Raw genomic sequence first — 15,735 nt, forward strand, 5'->3', positions numbered from 1 at the left:
AGCAGGTTAGATCTGGGTCAGATGAAAGTTTCATCTGACCCTTTTTTGTCAGTCCCGGACTTCGATTCCCTGAGCCTTCATGAAGGCCTTGGCTTCCGGGATCGTATGCTGGCCGAAGTGAAAAATCGAAGCCGCCAGCATCGCATCGGCGCCACCTTTGGTCACACCGTCCGCCAGGTGTTGCAGCTCACCAACGCCGCCCGAAGCGATCACCGGCACCGCAACCGCATCGCTGATCGCCCGGGTCAGCCCCAGATCGAAACCGACCTTGGTTCCGTCCCGGTCCATACTGGTCAGCAGCAGTTCACCGGCGCCCATCTTTACCATCTTGCGGGCCCACTCAACGGCGTCCAGCCCCGTCGGCTTGCGACCGCCATGGGTAAAGATTTCCCACCGGGGTTCTTCACCCTCCGCGCTCACCTTCTTGGCATCAATGGCCACAACGATACACTGGCTTCCGAAGCGATCGGCAGCTTCTTTCACAAATTCCGGATTGAACACCGCCGCCGTATTGATGGATACCTTGTCGGCACCGGCATTCAGCAGTTTCCGGATATCCTCGACAGTGCGGACACCGCCGCCGACGGTAAGCGGGATGAAGACCTCAGCCGCCATACGCTCTACGGTTTCGTAGGTGGTATCGCGACTCTCGTGGCTGGCCGTGATGTCCAGAAAGGTGATTTCGTCGGCGCCCTGCTCGTTGTAGCGGCGAGCCACCTCCACCGGATCACCGGCATCCCGGATATCCACGAAATTCACGCCTTTGACGACGCGACCCTTGTCCACATCCAGGCAGGGAATAATGCGTTTTGCCAGTGCCATACCAACTACCTCAACCGTTCAGGCTGTCACAGAAGGCCTGGGCCTCGGCCACATCGAGCGTGCCTTCGTATATCGCGCGGCCGGTAATCGCTCCCAGGATACCCTTGTCTGCCACCTCGGCCAGACGCGTGAGATCGTCCATGTTGGTCACGCCACCGGAGGCAATCACCGGTATACCGCCCTCTTCTGCCAGTTTTGCCGTGGCCTCCACATTCACGCCCTGCATCATGCCGTCGCGGCTGATGTCGGTGTAGACGATGGCCTCCACGCCGTCGTTGGCAAATCGCTTCGCCAGGTCGACGGCCATGACCTCGGACACTTCCGCCCAGCCGTCAGTGGCGACACGACCATCCTTCGCATCCAGGCCAACGATGATATGTCCGGGGAAACGTTTGCACATCTCCGTGACAAACTCCGGCTCCTTGACAGCCTTGGTACCGATGATAACCCACTGAACGCCAGCCTTGAGGTAGGCTTCGATGGTTTCTGCGGACCGGATACCACCGCCAATCTGGATCGGCAGATCCGGGTATTTTCTGGCGATTGCCTGGACGATCTCTCCGTTGACCGGCTCGCCGGCAAAAGCGCCGTTCAGATCCACCAGATGCAGACGACGGGCCCCCGCATCCACCCAGCGGGTCGCCATATCGACCGGGTCGTCACCAAAGACGGTGGAGTCGTCCATCCGGCCCTGGCGCAGGCGTACACATTTGCCGTCTTTGAGGTCAATGGCAGGGATAATCAGCATAGAGCAATGTCCGTGTAATTGAGTCTGATGGCCGGCGTTACTTGCCGGACCAGTCAACAAAGTTTTTCAGGAGCTGCAGACCCGCCCGGGCACTCTTTTCCGGGTGGAACTGCACAGCGAAGATGTTATCGCGGGCTACGGCCGCCGCCACGTCCACACCATAATGAGTGCGACCGGCCATCTCAGCGTTACCCTCGGCCTCGGCGTAGTAGCTGTGAACGAAGTAGAAGCGATCACCGTCCGGGATGTTGTGCCAGAGCGGGTGCTCCACGGTCTGGAACACCTCATTCCAGCCCATGTGCGGAACCTTCAGACGTTCACCATTTTCCTGGAGGTTGTCGCCAAAATAGCGCACTTCGGACGGGAAAAGGTCGATGCAATCCACGCCGCCGTTTTCCTCGCTGCGGGACATCAACGCCTGCATGCCCACGCAGATACCGAGAAACGGGCGATCCCGGGAGACTTCGCGCACGAGAGAATCCACGCCCAGCCGGCGGATTTCCGCCATGCAGTCGCGGATCGCGCCAACGCCGGGCAGGATCACATGATCCGCCTCGCGAATCTGGCTGGCGTTATCGGTCACCAGTACGGTGACCTCCGGAGCCACGTGCTCCACGGCCTTGCGTGCGGAATGAAGGTTACCCATACCGTAGTCGATAATGGCGAAGGTTTTCATGGTGTTGTCTGATTCCTGATCGGTAGCCGGTTACAACGAGCCCTTGGTGGACGGGGTGATACCTGCCATCCGCTCGTCCATCTCGATGGCCATGCGCAGGGCACGGCCAAAGGCCTTGAACACGGTTTCAATCTGGTGGTGCGTGTTCTTGCCTTTCAGGTTATCGATGTGCAGCGTCACCATGGAGTGATTCACAAACCCGTGAAAGAACTCTTCGAACAGGTCCACATCGAAACCACCAACCGCGCCGCGGGTATAGGGCACGTCCATCGACAGGCCCGGCCGGCCGGACAGGTCGATCACCACCCGCGAGAGCGCTTCGTCGAGCGGCACGTAGGCGTGGCCGTAACGGCGAATGCCTTTCTTGTCGCCGACCGCCTGTTTGAAGGCCTGGCCCAGGGTAATGCCGATGTCCTCAACCGTGTGGTGATCATCGATGTGCAGATCACCCTTCGCCACGATGTTCAGATCCACCAGACCATGGCGGGCGATCTGGTCCATCATGTGCTCGAGGAAGGGAACGCCCGTGTCAAAACGGGACTGACCGGTGCCGTCGAGATCGATCTCGACGGTAATCTGTGTTTCGAGGGTGTTGCGTTCTACGCGAGCCTTACGTTCGGCCATGGAGACTCCGTCGTCATAAACCGGCACAAATGCCAAAAACATGTATCCGCGGATTATACCTTTTATGACGTCCGGAGTCCCGCAACCGAGTCAATGGCTGCGATCGTTCAGAACGCCTTTTTCAGGTTGTTCATGTAGGTATCCACGAGGCTGTTGAACTCGTGCTTGATGACCGGGCTTATCGCCAGTTTGAGCAGGCTCGGCAGCGGCACCGTCAGCTCTGCACTGGTCTGGAACTTCACCGCAGTGGCATTGTCGCCACGGGCCTTCAATGTCCAGGAACCGCTGACCACTCCGTTGCCTTCACCACGGACCGGCTCCCAGGTAATCTTGCCAGCGTCTTTGTCCGCGTAGTACTTGCACGCGTAGACCGACTGGATGGCGTGCTTGTCAACGCCGACTTTTTCCATTTCCCAGCGGTAACTGTTGTCACCCAGATCCGTGAGCTGGTGTACCTTCGGGAAATGACTGGCAGATCGGGGAACGTCCGCCAGCAGCTCGAAAACCTCGTCGTAACCCGCCGGAAGCTCAAGTTCCCGGTTCAATTCGATCGACACGGTGATTGCCACAGCCTACTCCTTGTTATCTTTATAAAGCGCGTTCAAGAGGCACAGGGCCTCAAGCTGAGATGTTTCGGGAGGTGTATTTTGGCCTATCAGTACCACATTGTCATATAGCTGCGCTGTTAATTTGTTAACCCTGCGTTATCCTTGGTTTTATCCGCACCGGGACTTCGCCGAAGCACCCAACGCTCATCGGAAAAGGAAGCCTTGCACATGAAAGCGCTGCGTTATCTCCTCATTGCGATCGTCGCCCTCATCGTACTCGCGGTGGCCGCTGTTGCCATTGCCATGGCCGTGATCAATCCCAATGACTTCAAACCCCAGATCGAACAGGCCGTCGAACAGCAGACCAACCTCGACCTTCAGCTGAACGGCGATATCGGCTGGTCATTCATCCCGTTGGGCCTGGAACTGAACGATGTCGAAGCACAGCTGGATGGCAAACGACTGGTTGCGCTTGATCAGCTCATCGCCCAGGTGGACTTCTGGTCGCTCATCGGCATGTCGCCCCGGGTCAATACCTTCGTGCTCAATGGCCTGGATGCCAACCTGGTTGTCGACAAAAAGGGCAGCGGTAACTGGACCCGAATCATGCCTGAGCCGGCGGCCGCGGAATCTACCCAGCAGGAACAGCCGGCACAACCCGCCGACCAGCCCAAGGAGATGGCGGGCGGAGGCACCCCGCTCAACTTCAACGTGGAGAGCGTGGAAGTCAGCAACGCCCGCGTTCACTACAGTGACGAGCAAACCGGCCAGAGTGTGACCCTGGGCAATTTCACCCTCAACGCCAGCAATATCACCCTGGGCTCCGCGTTCCCGCTCGATATCGGCTTCCAGGTCGAGACTGCCAAACCGAAGCTGACTGTCGACGGCAAGATCAGCGCACGCATTGCCGCCAACCAGGCCCTCAACGATTTTGCCCTGTCCGGCCTTGATGCCGTCTTTGACATGAGCGGCGAGCCGCTCGGCGGCAAATCGGTCACGGCCAAACTGTCGGGTTCCGCAACCGCCAACCTGGAGAAAGAAACCGCATCGCTGTCGGACTTCTCGGCCAGCCTGGCCAACCTGACACTGGACACCAACCTGCAGGTTCAGGGATTCGGCGACAAACCGGCATTGAAAGGCAGCGTCGCCATCAAGGAGTTTTCACTCAAGAAGCTGCTGGACAACCTCGGCCAGCCGGCCATCGAGACCAGCGACCCGGATGTGCTCAAGGCCATCGCATTCTCCACGGACATTGGCGGGTCGCCCGGCCAGGTTGCCCTGAACAACCTGTCACTCAAACTGGACGATACATCGTTCACAGGCTCGGGCAGCTACACCCTGGCCAACACCGGCATCGTCTTCAATCTCGATGGTGACAAGCTGAACGCTGATCGCTACCTGCCGCCGAAAAGCGAGGAAGGGCAAGCTGCTGCCAGTGAACAGAGTGGTGGCCAGAGCGGTTCCCAGACAGCCTCTGCGGCCCCGGAATCCGACTTGCTGCCACTGGACACCATGCGTTCGCTTCACCTGGACGTGAATTTCGGGCTCGGCCAACTGATCGTCAGCAACCTGACCATCAACCAGATCAAGGCGTCCACCACCGCCAGAAACGGCCTGGTCAAGGTCGACGAGTTCAGCGGCAAGCTCTATGACGGCAGCTTCAATGCCAATGCCACGATTGACGCCCGCAAAGACAATCCGGCCTGGGCCTTCAATTCCGACGTATCGAACGTACAGACACTGCCTCTGCTGACGGACCTGGCCGAGGTCGACATGCTTTCCGGAGGCGCCAACATCAAGATCAACGCGACGTCCCGTGGCAATCGCGTGTCTGCGCTCAGGGAAAATGCCGACGGCCAGATCACCTTCAACCTGGCCAAGGGCGAATTCCGCAAGATGAACCTCACCCACATGGCCTGCGAGGGCATCGCGCTGGTCAACCAGGAGAAACTGACCACCACCGACTGGGGCAGCACCACCCCGTTCAATGACATGAGCGGTACCCTGAAGATCAACGGCAACACGCTCAACAACACCAGCCTGGTCGCGGCCCTTGCCGGCATGAAGCTGGAGGGCAACGGCACGGTGGATCTGAAACAGACCAAGCTCGATTACGAGGCCGGCCTGCGCATTGTGGGCGAGGTTCACCGTGATCCGGCCTGCCGCGTAACCACGTATGTTGAAAACGTGGTCATCCCCGTGGAGTGTCGTGGCAACTTCTCCGAAAATCCCGGCGGCCTGTGCTCATTCGATGGCTCACGCTTCCGGGATACGCTGAAAACGATTGCGGAGAACGCCGCCAAAGCGAAGGTGAAGAAAGAAGTGGATAAAGCCAAGACCAAGGCCGAGGAAAAAGTGAAAGAGAAAATCCAGGACGAGCTGGGGGACAAACTGAAGGGCCTCTTCAAATAATGAACGACGCCTTCGCCGACCGACTCCTGGCCTGGTACGACCAGCACGGCAGGCATGACCTGCCGTGGCACCACGATCGCAACGCCTACCGGGTCTGGGTCTCGGAGATCATGCTCCAGCAGACCCAGGTGACCACCGTGATCCCCTACTTCGAGGCGTTCATGCAGCGCTTTCCGACGGTGCGGGATCTCGCCGAAGCACCGGAAGACGATGTGCTCAGCCACTGGTCGGGCCTGGGTTACTACGCCCGCGCCCGCAACCTCCACAAGGCTGCCAGACAGGTTGTTCAGGAACACGGCGGCGAGTTCCCGGATGACCAGGAGATCCTGGAAACCCTGACCGGCATCGGTCGTTCGACGGCGGCTGCCATCATTGCGCAGGCGTTCAATAAGCGGGCGGCCATTCTCGATGGCAACGTCAAGCGAGTGCTGGCCCGGTATCACGCCGTTCCCGGCTGGCCCGGCAAGACCTCCGTCCTGCAAGAGCTCTGGCAGCATGCAGAGGCGCACACGCCAACCGGGCGGGTGCGGGACTACACCCAGGCCATCATGGATCTCGGGGCGATGGTCTGCACCCGCACCAGGCCGGCCTGTGGGGACTGCCCGCTGCAGACTGACTGCCTGGCACGGCAACGCGATGAACTAACGCTCTACCCGGGATCCAAGCCCAGGAAAGCCAAACCGGAAAAAACCACCTGGATGCTGATACTGGAGGACACCGAGGGCCGTATCCTCCTGGAAAGGAGACCGCCCTCGGGTATCTGGGGCGGACTCTGGAGCCTGCCGGAAATCGACCCGGCCCACGGGATCGACGAACTCCAGGAGGCCTGTGACCGGACTCTGGGTCTGTCCTGCGCCGAGCCGGAACTGATCAGCGGATTTCGCCATACCTTCAGCCACTACCATCTGCACATCCGCCCGGCCCGACTGACCGTCACCGGCGATGCCACCGTTGCGGATTCGGGCCGATTACGCTGGTTCTTCCGCGACAAAGCGCTGACACTCGGACTTCCCGCACCCATACGGTCCCTGATCACAGAACCGGAGCAAACCGCCCTGCTCTGAGCCCACGGACGCCCCATCCGATCTGTTATCATGACGCCAGATTCGATATCGACACAGGAGCCGACATGAGCCGCACCGTATTCTGTCGCAAATACCAGAAAGAAATGGAAGGCCTGGACTTCCCCCCAATGCCCGGCGCAAAAGGCCAGGACATCTTCGAGAATGTGTCACGCCAGGCCTGGGAAGAGTGGCAGAATCAGCAAACCATGCTGATCAACGAAAAGCACCTGAGCCTGATGGACCCGAACAACCGGAAATACCTGCAGGCGCAGATGGAACGTTTCTTCAACAACGAGCCATTCGACAAGGCCGAAGGCTACGTTCCGCCCGAAAAATGAAAGGGTTGGTCAAGGTCTGATCAACACCGAAAAGTTTCCGAATTTTTTGCCAGCCAGCCTTGACTCAAAACATCGAAACCGGTTTAATAGCGCCCCGTTGCAGCGCAGTACCGCAACACGCCCGGATAGCTCAGTTGGTAGAGCAGGGGATTGAAAATCCCCGTGTCGGTGGTTCGATTCCGCCTCCGGGCACCATCAAGAATTCTGACAAAGCCCGCCCTTGTGCGGGCTTTGTTGTTTCTGACTTCCCTCAACGAATGCCCTCCCCCTGCGACAGCATCCGTCGCACTATCAAGACTCAATGTGACCAGACCTTCTTAAACCTGTCCGTATGGGCTAACCTGAAGCCACAAAATCACGCAAAACCAGATAGTTGCATAACGGAAGTAACGGCGGCGAGCGCATGGACAAGAAACATCTCACAGAGCGGGACATCTGCACCAAGTTCATCAACCCGGCCCTGCAGAACGCAAGGTGGGACATGCACAGCCAGGTGCGGGAAGAAGTCTCGTTCACCGCTGGGCGCATCATTGTGCGTGGCAGGCTGCACACCCGTGGCAAACGTCGCCGGGCGGACTACGTTCTCAGCTACAAGAAGAACATGCCCATTGCCATTATCGAGGCCAAGGACAACAACCACAGCCTGGGCGATGGCATGCAGCAGGCATTGGCTTATAGCGATGCCCTGGACGCCCCTTTCGTGTTCAGCAGTAACGGCGACGGCTTTCTGTTCCACGACCGCACCGGGCTCTTCGGCCAGACAGAAACTACCCTGAGCCTGGACGAATTCCCTACCCCAGAAACACTCTGGGAGCTCTACTGCCAGCACAAAGGCATCCACCAGAACGCCCGGCAAACGGTCGAACAGCCCTACTACGATGACGGCAGTGGCCGAACACCCCGCTATTACCAGACCGTCGCTATCAACCGCACCGTAGAGGCTGTGGCACGCGGGCAGAACCGTATCTTGTTGGTCATGGCCACTGGCACCGGCAAAACCTTTACCGCTTTCCAGATAATCTGGCGCCTTTGGAAGTCGAAGCAGAAGAAACGCATCCTTTTCCTGGCCGACCGCAACATTCTGGTAGACCAGACCAAAAACAACGATTTCAAACCCTTCGGTCAGGCCATGACCAAGGTCACCAACCGAACGGTAGACCCGTCCTACGAGATTTACCTTTCGCTGTACCAGGCCGTCACCGGCAGCGAGGACGAGCAGAACATCTACAGACAGTTCTCTCCAGACTTCTTCGACCTGGTGGTTATCGATGAGTGCCACCGCGGTAGCGCCTCTGTAGACTCCGCCTGGCGCCAGATTCTGGAATACTTCTCAGCGGCCACCCACATCGGCCTGACCGCTACTCCGAAGGAAACCAAGGAAGTCTCCAACATCGACTACTTCGGAGAGCCGGTTTACACCTATTCCCTGAAGCAAGGCATAGAAGACGGCTTCCTGGCCCCCTACAAAGTCGTGCGCATCGACCTCGACCGTGACCTGCAGGGCTGGCGCCCCAGCAAGGGCCAGACTGACAAGCACGGCGAGCTCATCGATGACCGCATATACAACCAGAAGGACTTCGACCGCACCCTGATTCTGGAAAAGCGAACAGAAGTCGTGGCGCAAAAGATCACTGAGTTTCTTTCACAAACCGACCCGCACCAGAAAACCATCGTGTTCTGCGAAGACATCGACCACGCCGAGCGCATGCGCCAGGCGCTGGTAAACCTGAACCCGACGCGGGTGAAAGAGAATCGCAAGTATGTGATGCGCATTACCGGTGACGAACAGGAAGGCAAGGCTGAGCTGGACAACTTTATCAATCCGGAAGAGCGATATCCCGTTATCGCCACCACCAGCAAACTCATGACCACCGGGGTAGACGCTCAGACCTGCAAGCTCATTGTGCTGGACCAGCGCATCCAGTCCATGACCGAGTTCAAGCAGATTATTGGACGTGGCACCCGCATCAACGACGACTACAACAAGCACTGGTTCACCATTCTGGACTTCAAAAAGGCTACAGAGCTATTTGCAGACCCAGCGTTCGATGGCGACCCAGTAAAAGTCTATGAACCCGGAGCCGGAGACCCCGTTAACCCTGACGACGAAGATGCACCGGAGACTCCCGAGCCGGAGCACGGATGCGGTGAAGAGCCTGGGGGCTATGAAGCAGATCCCGAAGCGGGCTGGGATACCGACGACCCGAAAGGCGGAGACGCTGGTGGCCCAGGTGAAGCCGGCGGAACCGGCGGCGGCCGAACCCGTTACGTTGTAGACAATGTTGAAGTGACCGTAATCGCCGAACGAGTCCAGTACCTAGGCCCGGACGGAAAACTCATCACCGAGAGCCTGAAGGACTTCACTCGCAAGAAGGTGAAAGAGCAGTACGCCACCCTCTCAGACTTCCTCAAGCACTGGAACCAGGCCGACCGCAAACAAGCCATCATCGAAGAGCTGACCGAGCAAGGCGTGATCTGGGACGACCTCATCAAGGATGTCAGCAAAAAGCTGGGCGCGGAACCAGATCCCTTTGACGTAATATGCCACATCGTCTTTGACCAACCACCTCTCAGCCGGAAAGAGCGGGCTGAACGGGTGCGCAAGAATAACTACTTCAGTAAATACGAAGGCGCCAGCAGAGAGGTCCTGAGTGCTTTACTGGATAAATACACTGATTCAGGCATAGAGCCCGTCGAAGACGTAAAAGTGCTTACCCTGGCCCCTTTCAGTGAGATTGGGGCACCCATGGAATTGCTCAATGCATTCGGCGGAAAGCCAGGCTACACAGAAGCCGTCAAAGAGCTCGAAGAAGCGCTCTACAAGCGGGTTCCTTAAGATTTCTAACCCCCTAAATACTTCTGTCAAAATTACGGACTTTCACACCCATGTCGATAAGCACCACAATCAAATCCATCCAAGACATCATGCGCAAAGACGTTGGCGTAGACGGCGATGCCCAGCGCATCGGCCAGTTGGTCTGGATGCTGTTCATGAAAATCTTCGACGACCGTGAGCAGGAATGGGAGCTGTTCTACGACGACTACAAATCGCCGATTCCAGAAAACCTGCGGTGGCGTAACTGGGCGGTCGACCCGGAAGGCATGACAGGCGACGAGCTCAAAAACTTCATCGACAACACCCTGTTCCCCGGCCTGCAGAACCTGGAGCCGGCCGGTGACGACTACCGGGGTGTGGTCATCCGCAACGTATTCGAGGATGCCTACAACTACATGAAGTCCGGCCAGCTCATGCGCCAGGTCATCAACAAACTGCAGGACGGCATCGACTTCAACAAATCCGGCGAGCGCCACGAGCTGGGCGATATGTATGAGCAAATCCTCAAGGACCTGCAGAGCGCCGGAAACGCCGGTGAGTTCTACACCCCTCGGGCGGTGACCCAATTCATGGTCAACCGGGTAGATCCGAAGCTGGACGAAAAAGTGATGGACCCGGCCTGCGGCACCGGCGGTTTCCTCACCTGCACCATCGAGCACAAGCGCAAGCACTACGTCAGCACTCCACAAGACGAACAAACCCTGCAGAAGACCATTCACGGCGTTGAGAAAAAGCCCCTGCCGCACCTGCTGGCCACCACCAACATGATTCTGCATGGCATCGAGGTGCCCGACCAGATTAAGCACGACAACACTCTGGCCCGCCCGCTCATCAGCTGGGGCCCGAAAGAACGGGTAGACGTTATCGTGGCCAACCCGCCGTTCGGCGGCATGGAAGAAGACGGCATTGAAACCAACTTCCCCAGCGCCTTCCGCACCCGGGAAACCGCCGACCTGTTCATGACCCTGTTCATCCACCTGCTTCGAGACGATGGCCGCGCTGCCGTGGTGCTGCCGGACGGCTTCCTGTTCGGCGAGGGCATGAAAACCCGCTTGAAGGAAAAGCTGCTGGAAGAGTGCAACCTACACACCATCGTGCGCCTGCCCAACGGCGTGTTTAACCCCTACACCGGCATCAAGACCAACCTGCTGTTCTTCACCAAGGGCAAGCCCACCGAAACCGTGTGGTACTACGAACACCGCTACCCGGAAGGCTACAAAAGCTACAGCAAAACCAAACCCATGAAGTTCTCCGAGTTCCAGACCGAAATCGACTGGTGGGGCACCGAGGCGGACGGCTTCTCCAGCCGCGAAGAAACCGAGCAGGCCTGGAAAGTGTCCATCGACGACATCAAGGCCCGCAACTACAACCTGGACATCAAGAACCCCCACGAAGGCGAACAAGTCAGCCACGACCCGGACGAGCTTCTGGCGAAGTACGAACAGCAACAGGCCGAAATCCAGGAAATCCGCCACCAGCTGCGGGATATCCTGGCCGATGCGCTCTCCCACAACAGCGATGATAGTACCGACGGAGGTGCGGCGTGAGCGCGCGGGAGCTGATTACCGAGCATCTGGATTTGTGGACCGGGGCGGTCACGAAAAAGCCAAGCAGTGGGCGGGGAAGTAATGGCAAAACTGAGCTGACTGGGGTTAAGAAGCTTCGGGAGTTGATTCTCGAGTTGGCAGTGCGGGGAAAGCTTCTTGAACAGAACCCAACAGACGAGCCTGCAAGCAAACTCCTTGAACGCGTCAGAGCTGAAAAACTTCACTTGATAAAGCAGGGCAAGATTAAAAAGCGAAGGAAGCTCCCCGAACTAACAGAAATGACCAAACCCTTTAATTTGCCTTCTAGCTGGGAATGGAGTCAGCTGGAGGATGTTGGACGGGACTGGGGGCAGAAAACGCCAAAAGACGACTTTAGCTACATTGATGTCGCCTCTGTCGATAGCCTTCGAGGTGAAATCACTCAGCCCAGCATTCTCTCGGCTGAAGAAGCCCCATCTCGAGCAAGAAAAATCGTGAGTGAAGGGACACTTATATACTCAACCGTTCGCCCCTACCTCCAGAATATCGCTGTAATCGAGAGCAAAATCGAGCCTGAGCCAATCGCCAGTACAGCATTCGCTATCCTCCACCCGCTCGCTGGAATGCCTGCACGTTTTTACCTTCACTATCTTCGAAGCCCGGCGTTCGTGAGATACGTTGAATCTGTGCAGACTGGCATCGCTTACCCAGCTATTAACGACAAACAGTTTTTCTCGGGCCTAGTGCCGGTTCCTCCGCTGGAAGAGCAACACCGCATCGTCCAAAAAGTCGATGAACTCATGGACCTCTGCGACCGGCTGGAACAGCAAACCAGCGACCAGCTCGAAGCCCACGAAACCCTCGTGGACACCCTGCTCGGCACCCTCACCCAATCCGAAAACGCCACCGAACTGGCCGACAGCTGGGCCCGCCTCGCCGCCCACTTCGACACCCTGTTCACCACCGAACAGAGCATCGGCAAGCTCAAGCAGACGATTCTGCAGTTGGCGGTGATGGGGCGGTTGGTGGAGCAGAATGTGGGGGATGAGCCAACCGAGAGCTTGCTGACCAACATCGATCAGGAAATCGCATCGCTGGTAAAACAAGGGCTTATCAAAAAGCCAAAGCCCACTCCTGAAATTTCGGACAGTGATAAATTCTTCGGAATACCAGATTCTTGGCAATGGGTCAGGCTGGGAAGTCTCGCGCTTCATTCCGAGGCAGGCTGGAGCCCGAAATGTCACGATGTCCCACGAGAGAATCAGGGCTGGGCAGTCTTAAAGGTCAGCGCGGTTACTTGGGGAGAATTCCGCCCAAGCGAGAACAAAGAGCTGCCATCCAACCTTACACCCAGGCGAGAGTACGAGGTGCACCCCTCTGACTTTCTGATTTCACGGGCCAATACATCAGAGCTGGTTGCGCGTTCGGTCGTCGTGCCCAAAGGGGCCCCCGCAAAGTTGATGATGAGTGACAAGATAATCCGCTTCGTTTTCAGCGATCAGATTGAGCCTTTGTATATAAACCTTTTCAACAATAGCCCTTTTGCACGGAGCTACTATCTTTCGGTCGCGGGAGGGACAAGCAGCTCCATGAAGAATGTCTCCCGTGCGCAAATTCAGGCGCTTGCTGTCCCACTCCCGCCGCTAGGCGAACAACACCGCATCGTCCAAAAAGTCGATGAACTCATGGTCCTCTGCGACCAACTCAAGGAACGCCTGAATCAGGCCGGTGAAACCCGCTGCCAGCTGGCCGAGGCCGTCGTGGAAGGAGCTCTGAAGGAATGACCGTTTTCAACATCTATTGTGATGAAAGCCGCCACACCTCTGACAGAGGCGACCGCTACGCTGTTATAGGTGCCCTGCAGTGCCCAAGGGACGAAAAAAGGGCACTGGTGCATCGGATACACAGCCTGCAAGCCCTGCATAACGCCCACGGAGAGCTTGGCTGGAAGCGCCTTTCGCCAAATCGTGCCCGGTTCTACGATGAGCTTCTGGATATTTTCCTGGATACGCCATTTCTGAACTTCCGTTGCATTGTGGTTGACCGCCACAATCTCGACCATGAGCGCTACAACGACGGTAGTCCGGAGCTGGGCTTCTACAAACTCTACTACCAGATGTTGGTGCATTGGCTCGAACCATTCCACGAGTACCGCCTGTACCTCGACTGGCAGCAAAACGCTGCAAGCAATCGATTCCAAGACCTGAAAACCGTTCTTACCCGAAAGCTTTCCGGTCGCGCCCATGTTCTGAGTCTCGAACCGGTATGGTCTGATAATCAGCCCATGGTGCAACTGGCTGACTTGCTGATTGGTGCCGTGGGCTACGTATGGAATGAGCGGGACAAAGCGGAAGGTGCCAGCGAAGCCAAAATTGCTTTCCTGCGCAGGCTTGAGGCCGGGCTTGGCCGAGCTTCACTGGCCAGAGGTACAACTAAGGGCGAGAAGAAATTCAATGTCTTTGACTGGCAGGGCCGTGTCTGATGTGCGAGTCACTGTGGCCACAGCTTCGCCTGAAAGCAAATACCGAAAAAGAACTCATAGCCAAGTATCGGCGGGTATATCTCGAAACCTACGTTTGGGACGAAAACGGAGAACGTAGGGTATTCACAGACTGGGCAGGCTGTTGTTATCAATTCTCGGAAAGAGCGTTCAACCATGCCTTCTCGGAATCGAAAAACTATCGCACAAGTTCTGGCATCCACGACAACGGCTGGTCTCGTAAACGTCTGAGGCGAATCCTGTGGATTAAAGAGGTCTTGAATCTCAGTGCCGGTACTATCCAGCGGTATGCTCAAACGAGGAATACTGACCGGGGGCGGCAGGCCAAAAGGCGAACGCTTGTGGTAGTGGAAGAGCGGTATGTGGTTGTATTCGATGACCCCAAAGAAAAGGGCAAACCGCACCAATTTGTGACGGCGTTCCCTGCAGACCAGAGCTACATGGAACAAATCAAGCGGACGAGCTTTCTGGTGGAGACGAAAGTCGGGGCGAAAAAACAGGGGGATTAGAAAAAGAAAAGCCCCAGTCTTATCGGCGACTGAGGCGCTGCCACGATCCAAAACCTTGGGTAAAGGATCAACCGGCCGTTTCCGACCTGAAAAGGATATTAGCCATCCTCGGCTTCTCAAGCAATAGAAGCTCTATACCGATTCGTAATAACGTGCGATGGCACAAACAAAAAGAACCCCCGCGTAAGCGCCTGACGGAGCCAAGAGGCAGGGGGCGTGTTAGCCGAAACATTATAATCTGAGCCGAGAGTCATCAAGAGGCGGCCCGAATCAGCTTCTCCTTCAAGCAGCCATACCTACTCAACAGCCGGTGTCGGCCTCACCAGAATCTCGTTCACATCCACATGAGCTGGCTGCACCACGGCATACATCACCGCATTGGCAATATCTTCCGGCTTCAGGGCATGGGCGGGCGGTTTGTCGAAGAACGGGGTGTCGACCATGCCGGGCTCAATCAGCGTTACGCGGATGCCCGATCCACGAAGCTCTTCCCGAACACCGTAGCCAATGGCGGATACGGCCCACTTGGTGGCACTGTACATGGAACCGGGAATGGTGGTTCGACCGGCGGCCGAGCCGGTCAGCAAGAGGTGCCCCCTGCTCTCCCGCAGTGCCGGCAGACAGTGCTGAATGGTCAGTCCAACCCCCAGAATGTTGGTTAGGATCATGTCTTTCCAGACGTCCGGATCGGCTCCGCTGAATCCGCCGGGTTCACCACCACGACCGGCATTGGCAAAGACGGCATCAATCCGGCCGAAGGTCTCCAGCGCCTGGCTGACCATCCGCTTCTGGTCCTCGCCATTCTGAACATCACACTGGACGGTCAACACACTCTCCGGGCCACCCAGCTCTTTCTGGAGCCCTGTCAGCTTGTCCTCTGAGCGGGCGGCCAGCACCAGTCGGTAGCCCTGCTTTGCAGCAGCGCGTGCGGTTTCTGCGCCAATACCCGAGGACGCACCGGTAATCAGCATAACGGGTGTATCTGCCATAAGGCTTGTCTCCTTCTATCAGCGAGTCGGTAACCGGGTTACGAATTCAGTATGTTCCCGGACCTGTCCGTCATCAAATCGAGACTGCTTCTGGTTGTCATAGAACATGCAGGTTAGAGTGAAAGACCGGTTATCCTCCATAA

At 57.3% G+C, this 15,735-nt stretch carries 14 protein-coding genes and 1 tRNA gene; 9 read left to right on the forward strand and 6 right to left on the reverse strand.

All coding sequences use genetic code 11. The features are described 5' to 3' along the window. Positions 1 to 48: 48 nt before the first annotated feature. The 5 genes from hisF to MSNKSG1_RS11310 all read right to left on the reverse strand — a co-directional run bounded on the left by hisF (position 49) and on the right by MSNKSG1_RS11310 (position 3,439). A complete protein-coding gene (gene hisF, locus MSNKSG1_RS11290) occupies positions 49 to 822 on the reverse strand; it encodes an imidazole glycerol phosphate synthase subunit HisF (RefSeq protein WP_008939403.1) in 774 nt (257 codons plus the stop codon). A gap of 10 nt (positions 823 to 832) precedes the next feature. Next, entirely contained in the window at positions 833 to 1,570 is a 738-nt protein-coding gene (gene hisA, locus MSNKSG1_RS11295; protein ID WP_008939404.1) for a 1-(5-phosphoribosyl)-5-[(5-phosphoribosylamino)methylideneamino]imidazole-4-carboxamide isomerase, read from the reverse strand. A gap of 37 nt (positions 1,571 to 1,607) precedes the next feature. Then, positions 1,608 to 2,246 (reverse strand): imidazole glycerol phosphate synthase subunit HisH, encoded by a 639-nt coding sequence (gene hisH, locus MSNKSG1_RS11300; protein ID WP_008939405.1) that lies wholly within the window; start codon positions 2,244 to 2,246, stop codon positions 1,608 to 1,610. A 30-nt stretch (positions 2,247 to 2,276) separates the two neighbouring features. Continuing rightward, complete coding sequence (gene hisB / locus MSNKSG1_RS11305; RefSeq protein ID WP_008939406.1) at positions 2,277 to 2,870, reverse strand: imidazoleglycerol-phosphate dehydratase HisB; 594 nt, start codon at positions 2,868 to 2,870, stop codon at positions 2,277 to 2,279. 107 nt (positions 2,871 to 2,977) lie between these two features. Continuing rightward, the gene (locus MSNKSG1_RS11310; RefSeq protein WP_008939407.1) at positions 2,978 to 3,439 is read right to left on the reverse strand and encodes an SRPBCC family protein; all 462 of its coding nucleotides are present in this window, start codon (positions 3,437 to 3,439) and stop codon (positions 2,978 to 2,980) included. Positions 3,440 to 3,646: 207 nt separating this feature from the next. Between MSNKSG1_RS11310 and MSNKSG1_RS11315 the strand changes: the two genes are divergently transcribed. The 9 genes from MSNKSG1_RS11315 to MSNKSG1_RS11355 all read left to right on the forward strand — a co-directional run bounded on the left by MSNKSG1_RS11315 (position 3,647) and on the right by MSNKSG1_RS11355 (position 14,603). Beyond that, positions 3,647 to 5,830, forward strand: a complete 2,184-nt coding sequence (locus MSNKSG1_RS11315) for an AsmA family protein (RefSeq protein ID WP_008939408.1) — start codon at positions 3,647 to 3,649, stop codon at positions 5,828 to 5,830. Further along, complete coding sequence (gene mutY / locus MSNKSG1_RS11320) at positions 5,830 to 6,894, forward strand: A/G-specific adenine glycosylase (RefSeq protein WP_008939409.1); 1,065 nt, start codon at positions 5,830 to 5,832, stop codon at positions 6,892 to 6,894. The genes MSNKSG1_RS11315 and mutY overlap by 1 nt, the downstream gene beginning before the upstream one ends. A 65-nt stretch (positions 6,895 to 6,959) precedes the next feature. Continuing rightward, positions 6,960 to 7,232, forward strand: a complete 273-nt coding sequence (locus tag MSNKSG1_RS11325) for an oxidative damage protection protein (protein WP_008939410.1) — start codon at positions 6,960 to 6,962, stop codon at positions 7,230 to 7,232. A gap of 119 nt (positions 7,233 to 7,351) precedes the next feature. Continuing rightward, a tRNA-Phe gene (locus MSNKSG1_RS11330) sits at positions 7,352 to 7,427 on the forward strand. Between the two features lie 208 nt (positions 7,428 to 7,635). Beyond that, positions 7,636 to 10,068 (forward strand): EcoAI/FtnUII family type I restriction enzme subunit R, encoded by a 2,433-nt coding sequence (hsdR, locus tag MSNKSG1_RS11335; protein ID WP_008939411.1) that lies wholly within the window; start codon positions 7,636 to 7,638, stop codon positions 10,066 to 10,068. A gap of 50 nt (positions 10,069 to 10,118) precedes the next feature. Continuing rightward, complete coding sequence (locus tag MSNKSG1_RS11340; RefSeq protein WP_008939412.1) at positions 10,119 to 11,615, forward strand: type I restriction-modification system subunit M; 1,497 nt, start codon at positions 10,119 to 10,121, stop codon at positions 11,613 to 11,615. Beyond that, positions 11,612 to 13,378 (forward strand): restriction endonuclease subunit S, encoded by a 1,767-nt coding sequence (locus MSNKSG1_RS11345; protein WP_008939413.1) that lies wholly within the window; start codon positions 11,612 to 11,614, stop codon positions 13,376 to 13,378. Before MSNKSG1_RS11340 ends, MSNKSG1_RS11345 begins: the two co-directional genes overlap by 4 nt. Continuing rightward, a complete protein-coding gene (locus MSNKSG1_RS11350) occupies positions 13,375 to 14,076 on the forward strand; it encodes a DUF3800 domain-containing protein (protein WP_008939414.1) in 702 nt (233 codons plus the stop codon). The genes MSNKSG1_RS11345 and MSNKSG1_RS11350 overlap by 4 nt, the downstream gene beginning before the upstream one ends. After that, positions 14,076 to 14,603 (forward strand): hypothetical protein, encoded by a 528-nt coding sequence (locus MSNKSG1_RS11355; RefSeq protein WP_008939415.1) that lies wholly within the window; start codon positions 14,076 to 14,078, stop codon positions 14,601 to 14,603. Before MSNKSG1_RS11350 ends, MSNKSG1_RS11355 begins: the two co-directional genes overlap by 1 nt. A gap of 296 nt (positions 14,604 to 14,899) precedes the next feature. Here MSNKSG1_RS11355 and MSNKSG1_RS11360 read toward each other — a convergent pair whose 3' ends face one another. Beyond that, positions 14,900 to 15,592, reverse strand: coding sequence for an SDR family oxidoreductase (locus tag MSNKSG1_RS11360; RefSeq protein ID WP_008939416.1), 693 nt, complete (start codon positions 15,590 to 15,592; stop codon positions 14,900 to 14,902). Between the last annotated feature and the right edge of the window lie 143 nt (positions 15,593 to 15,735).

It is taken from the genome of Marinobacter santoriniensis NKSG1, assembly GCF_000347775.1.
In the GTDB taxonomy this organism is placed as follows: Bacteria; Pseudomonadota; Gammaproteobacteria; order Pseudomonadales; family Oleiphilaceae; genus Marinobacter; species Marinobacter santoriniensis.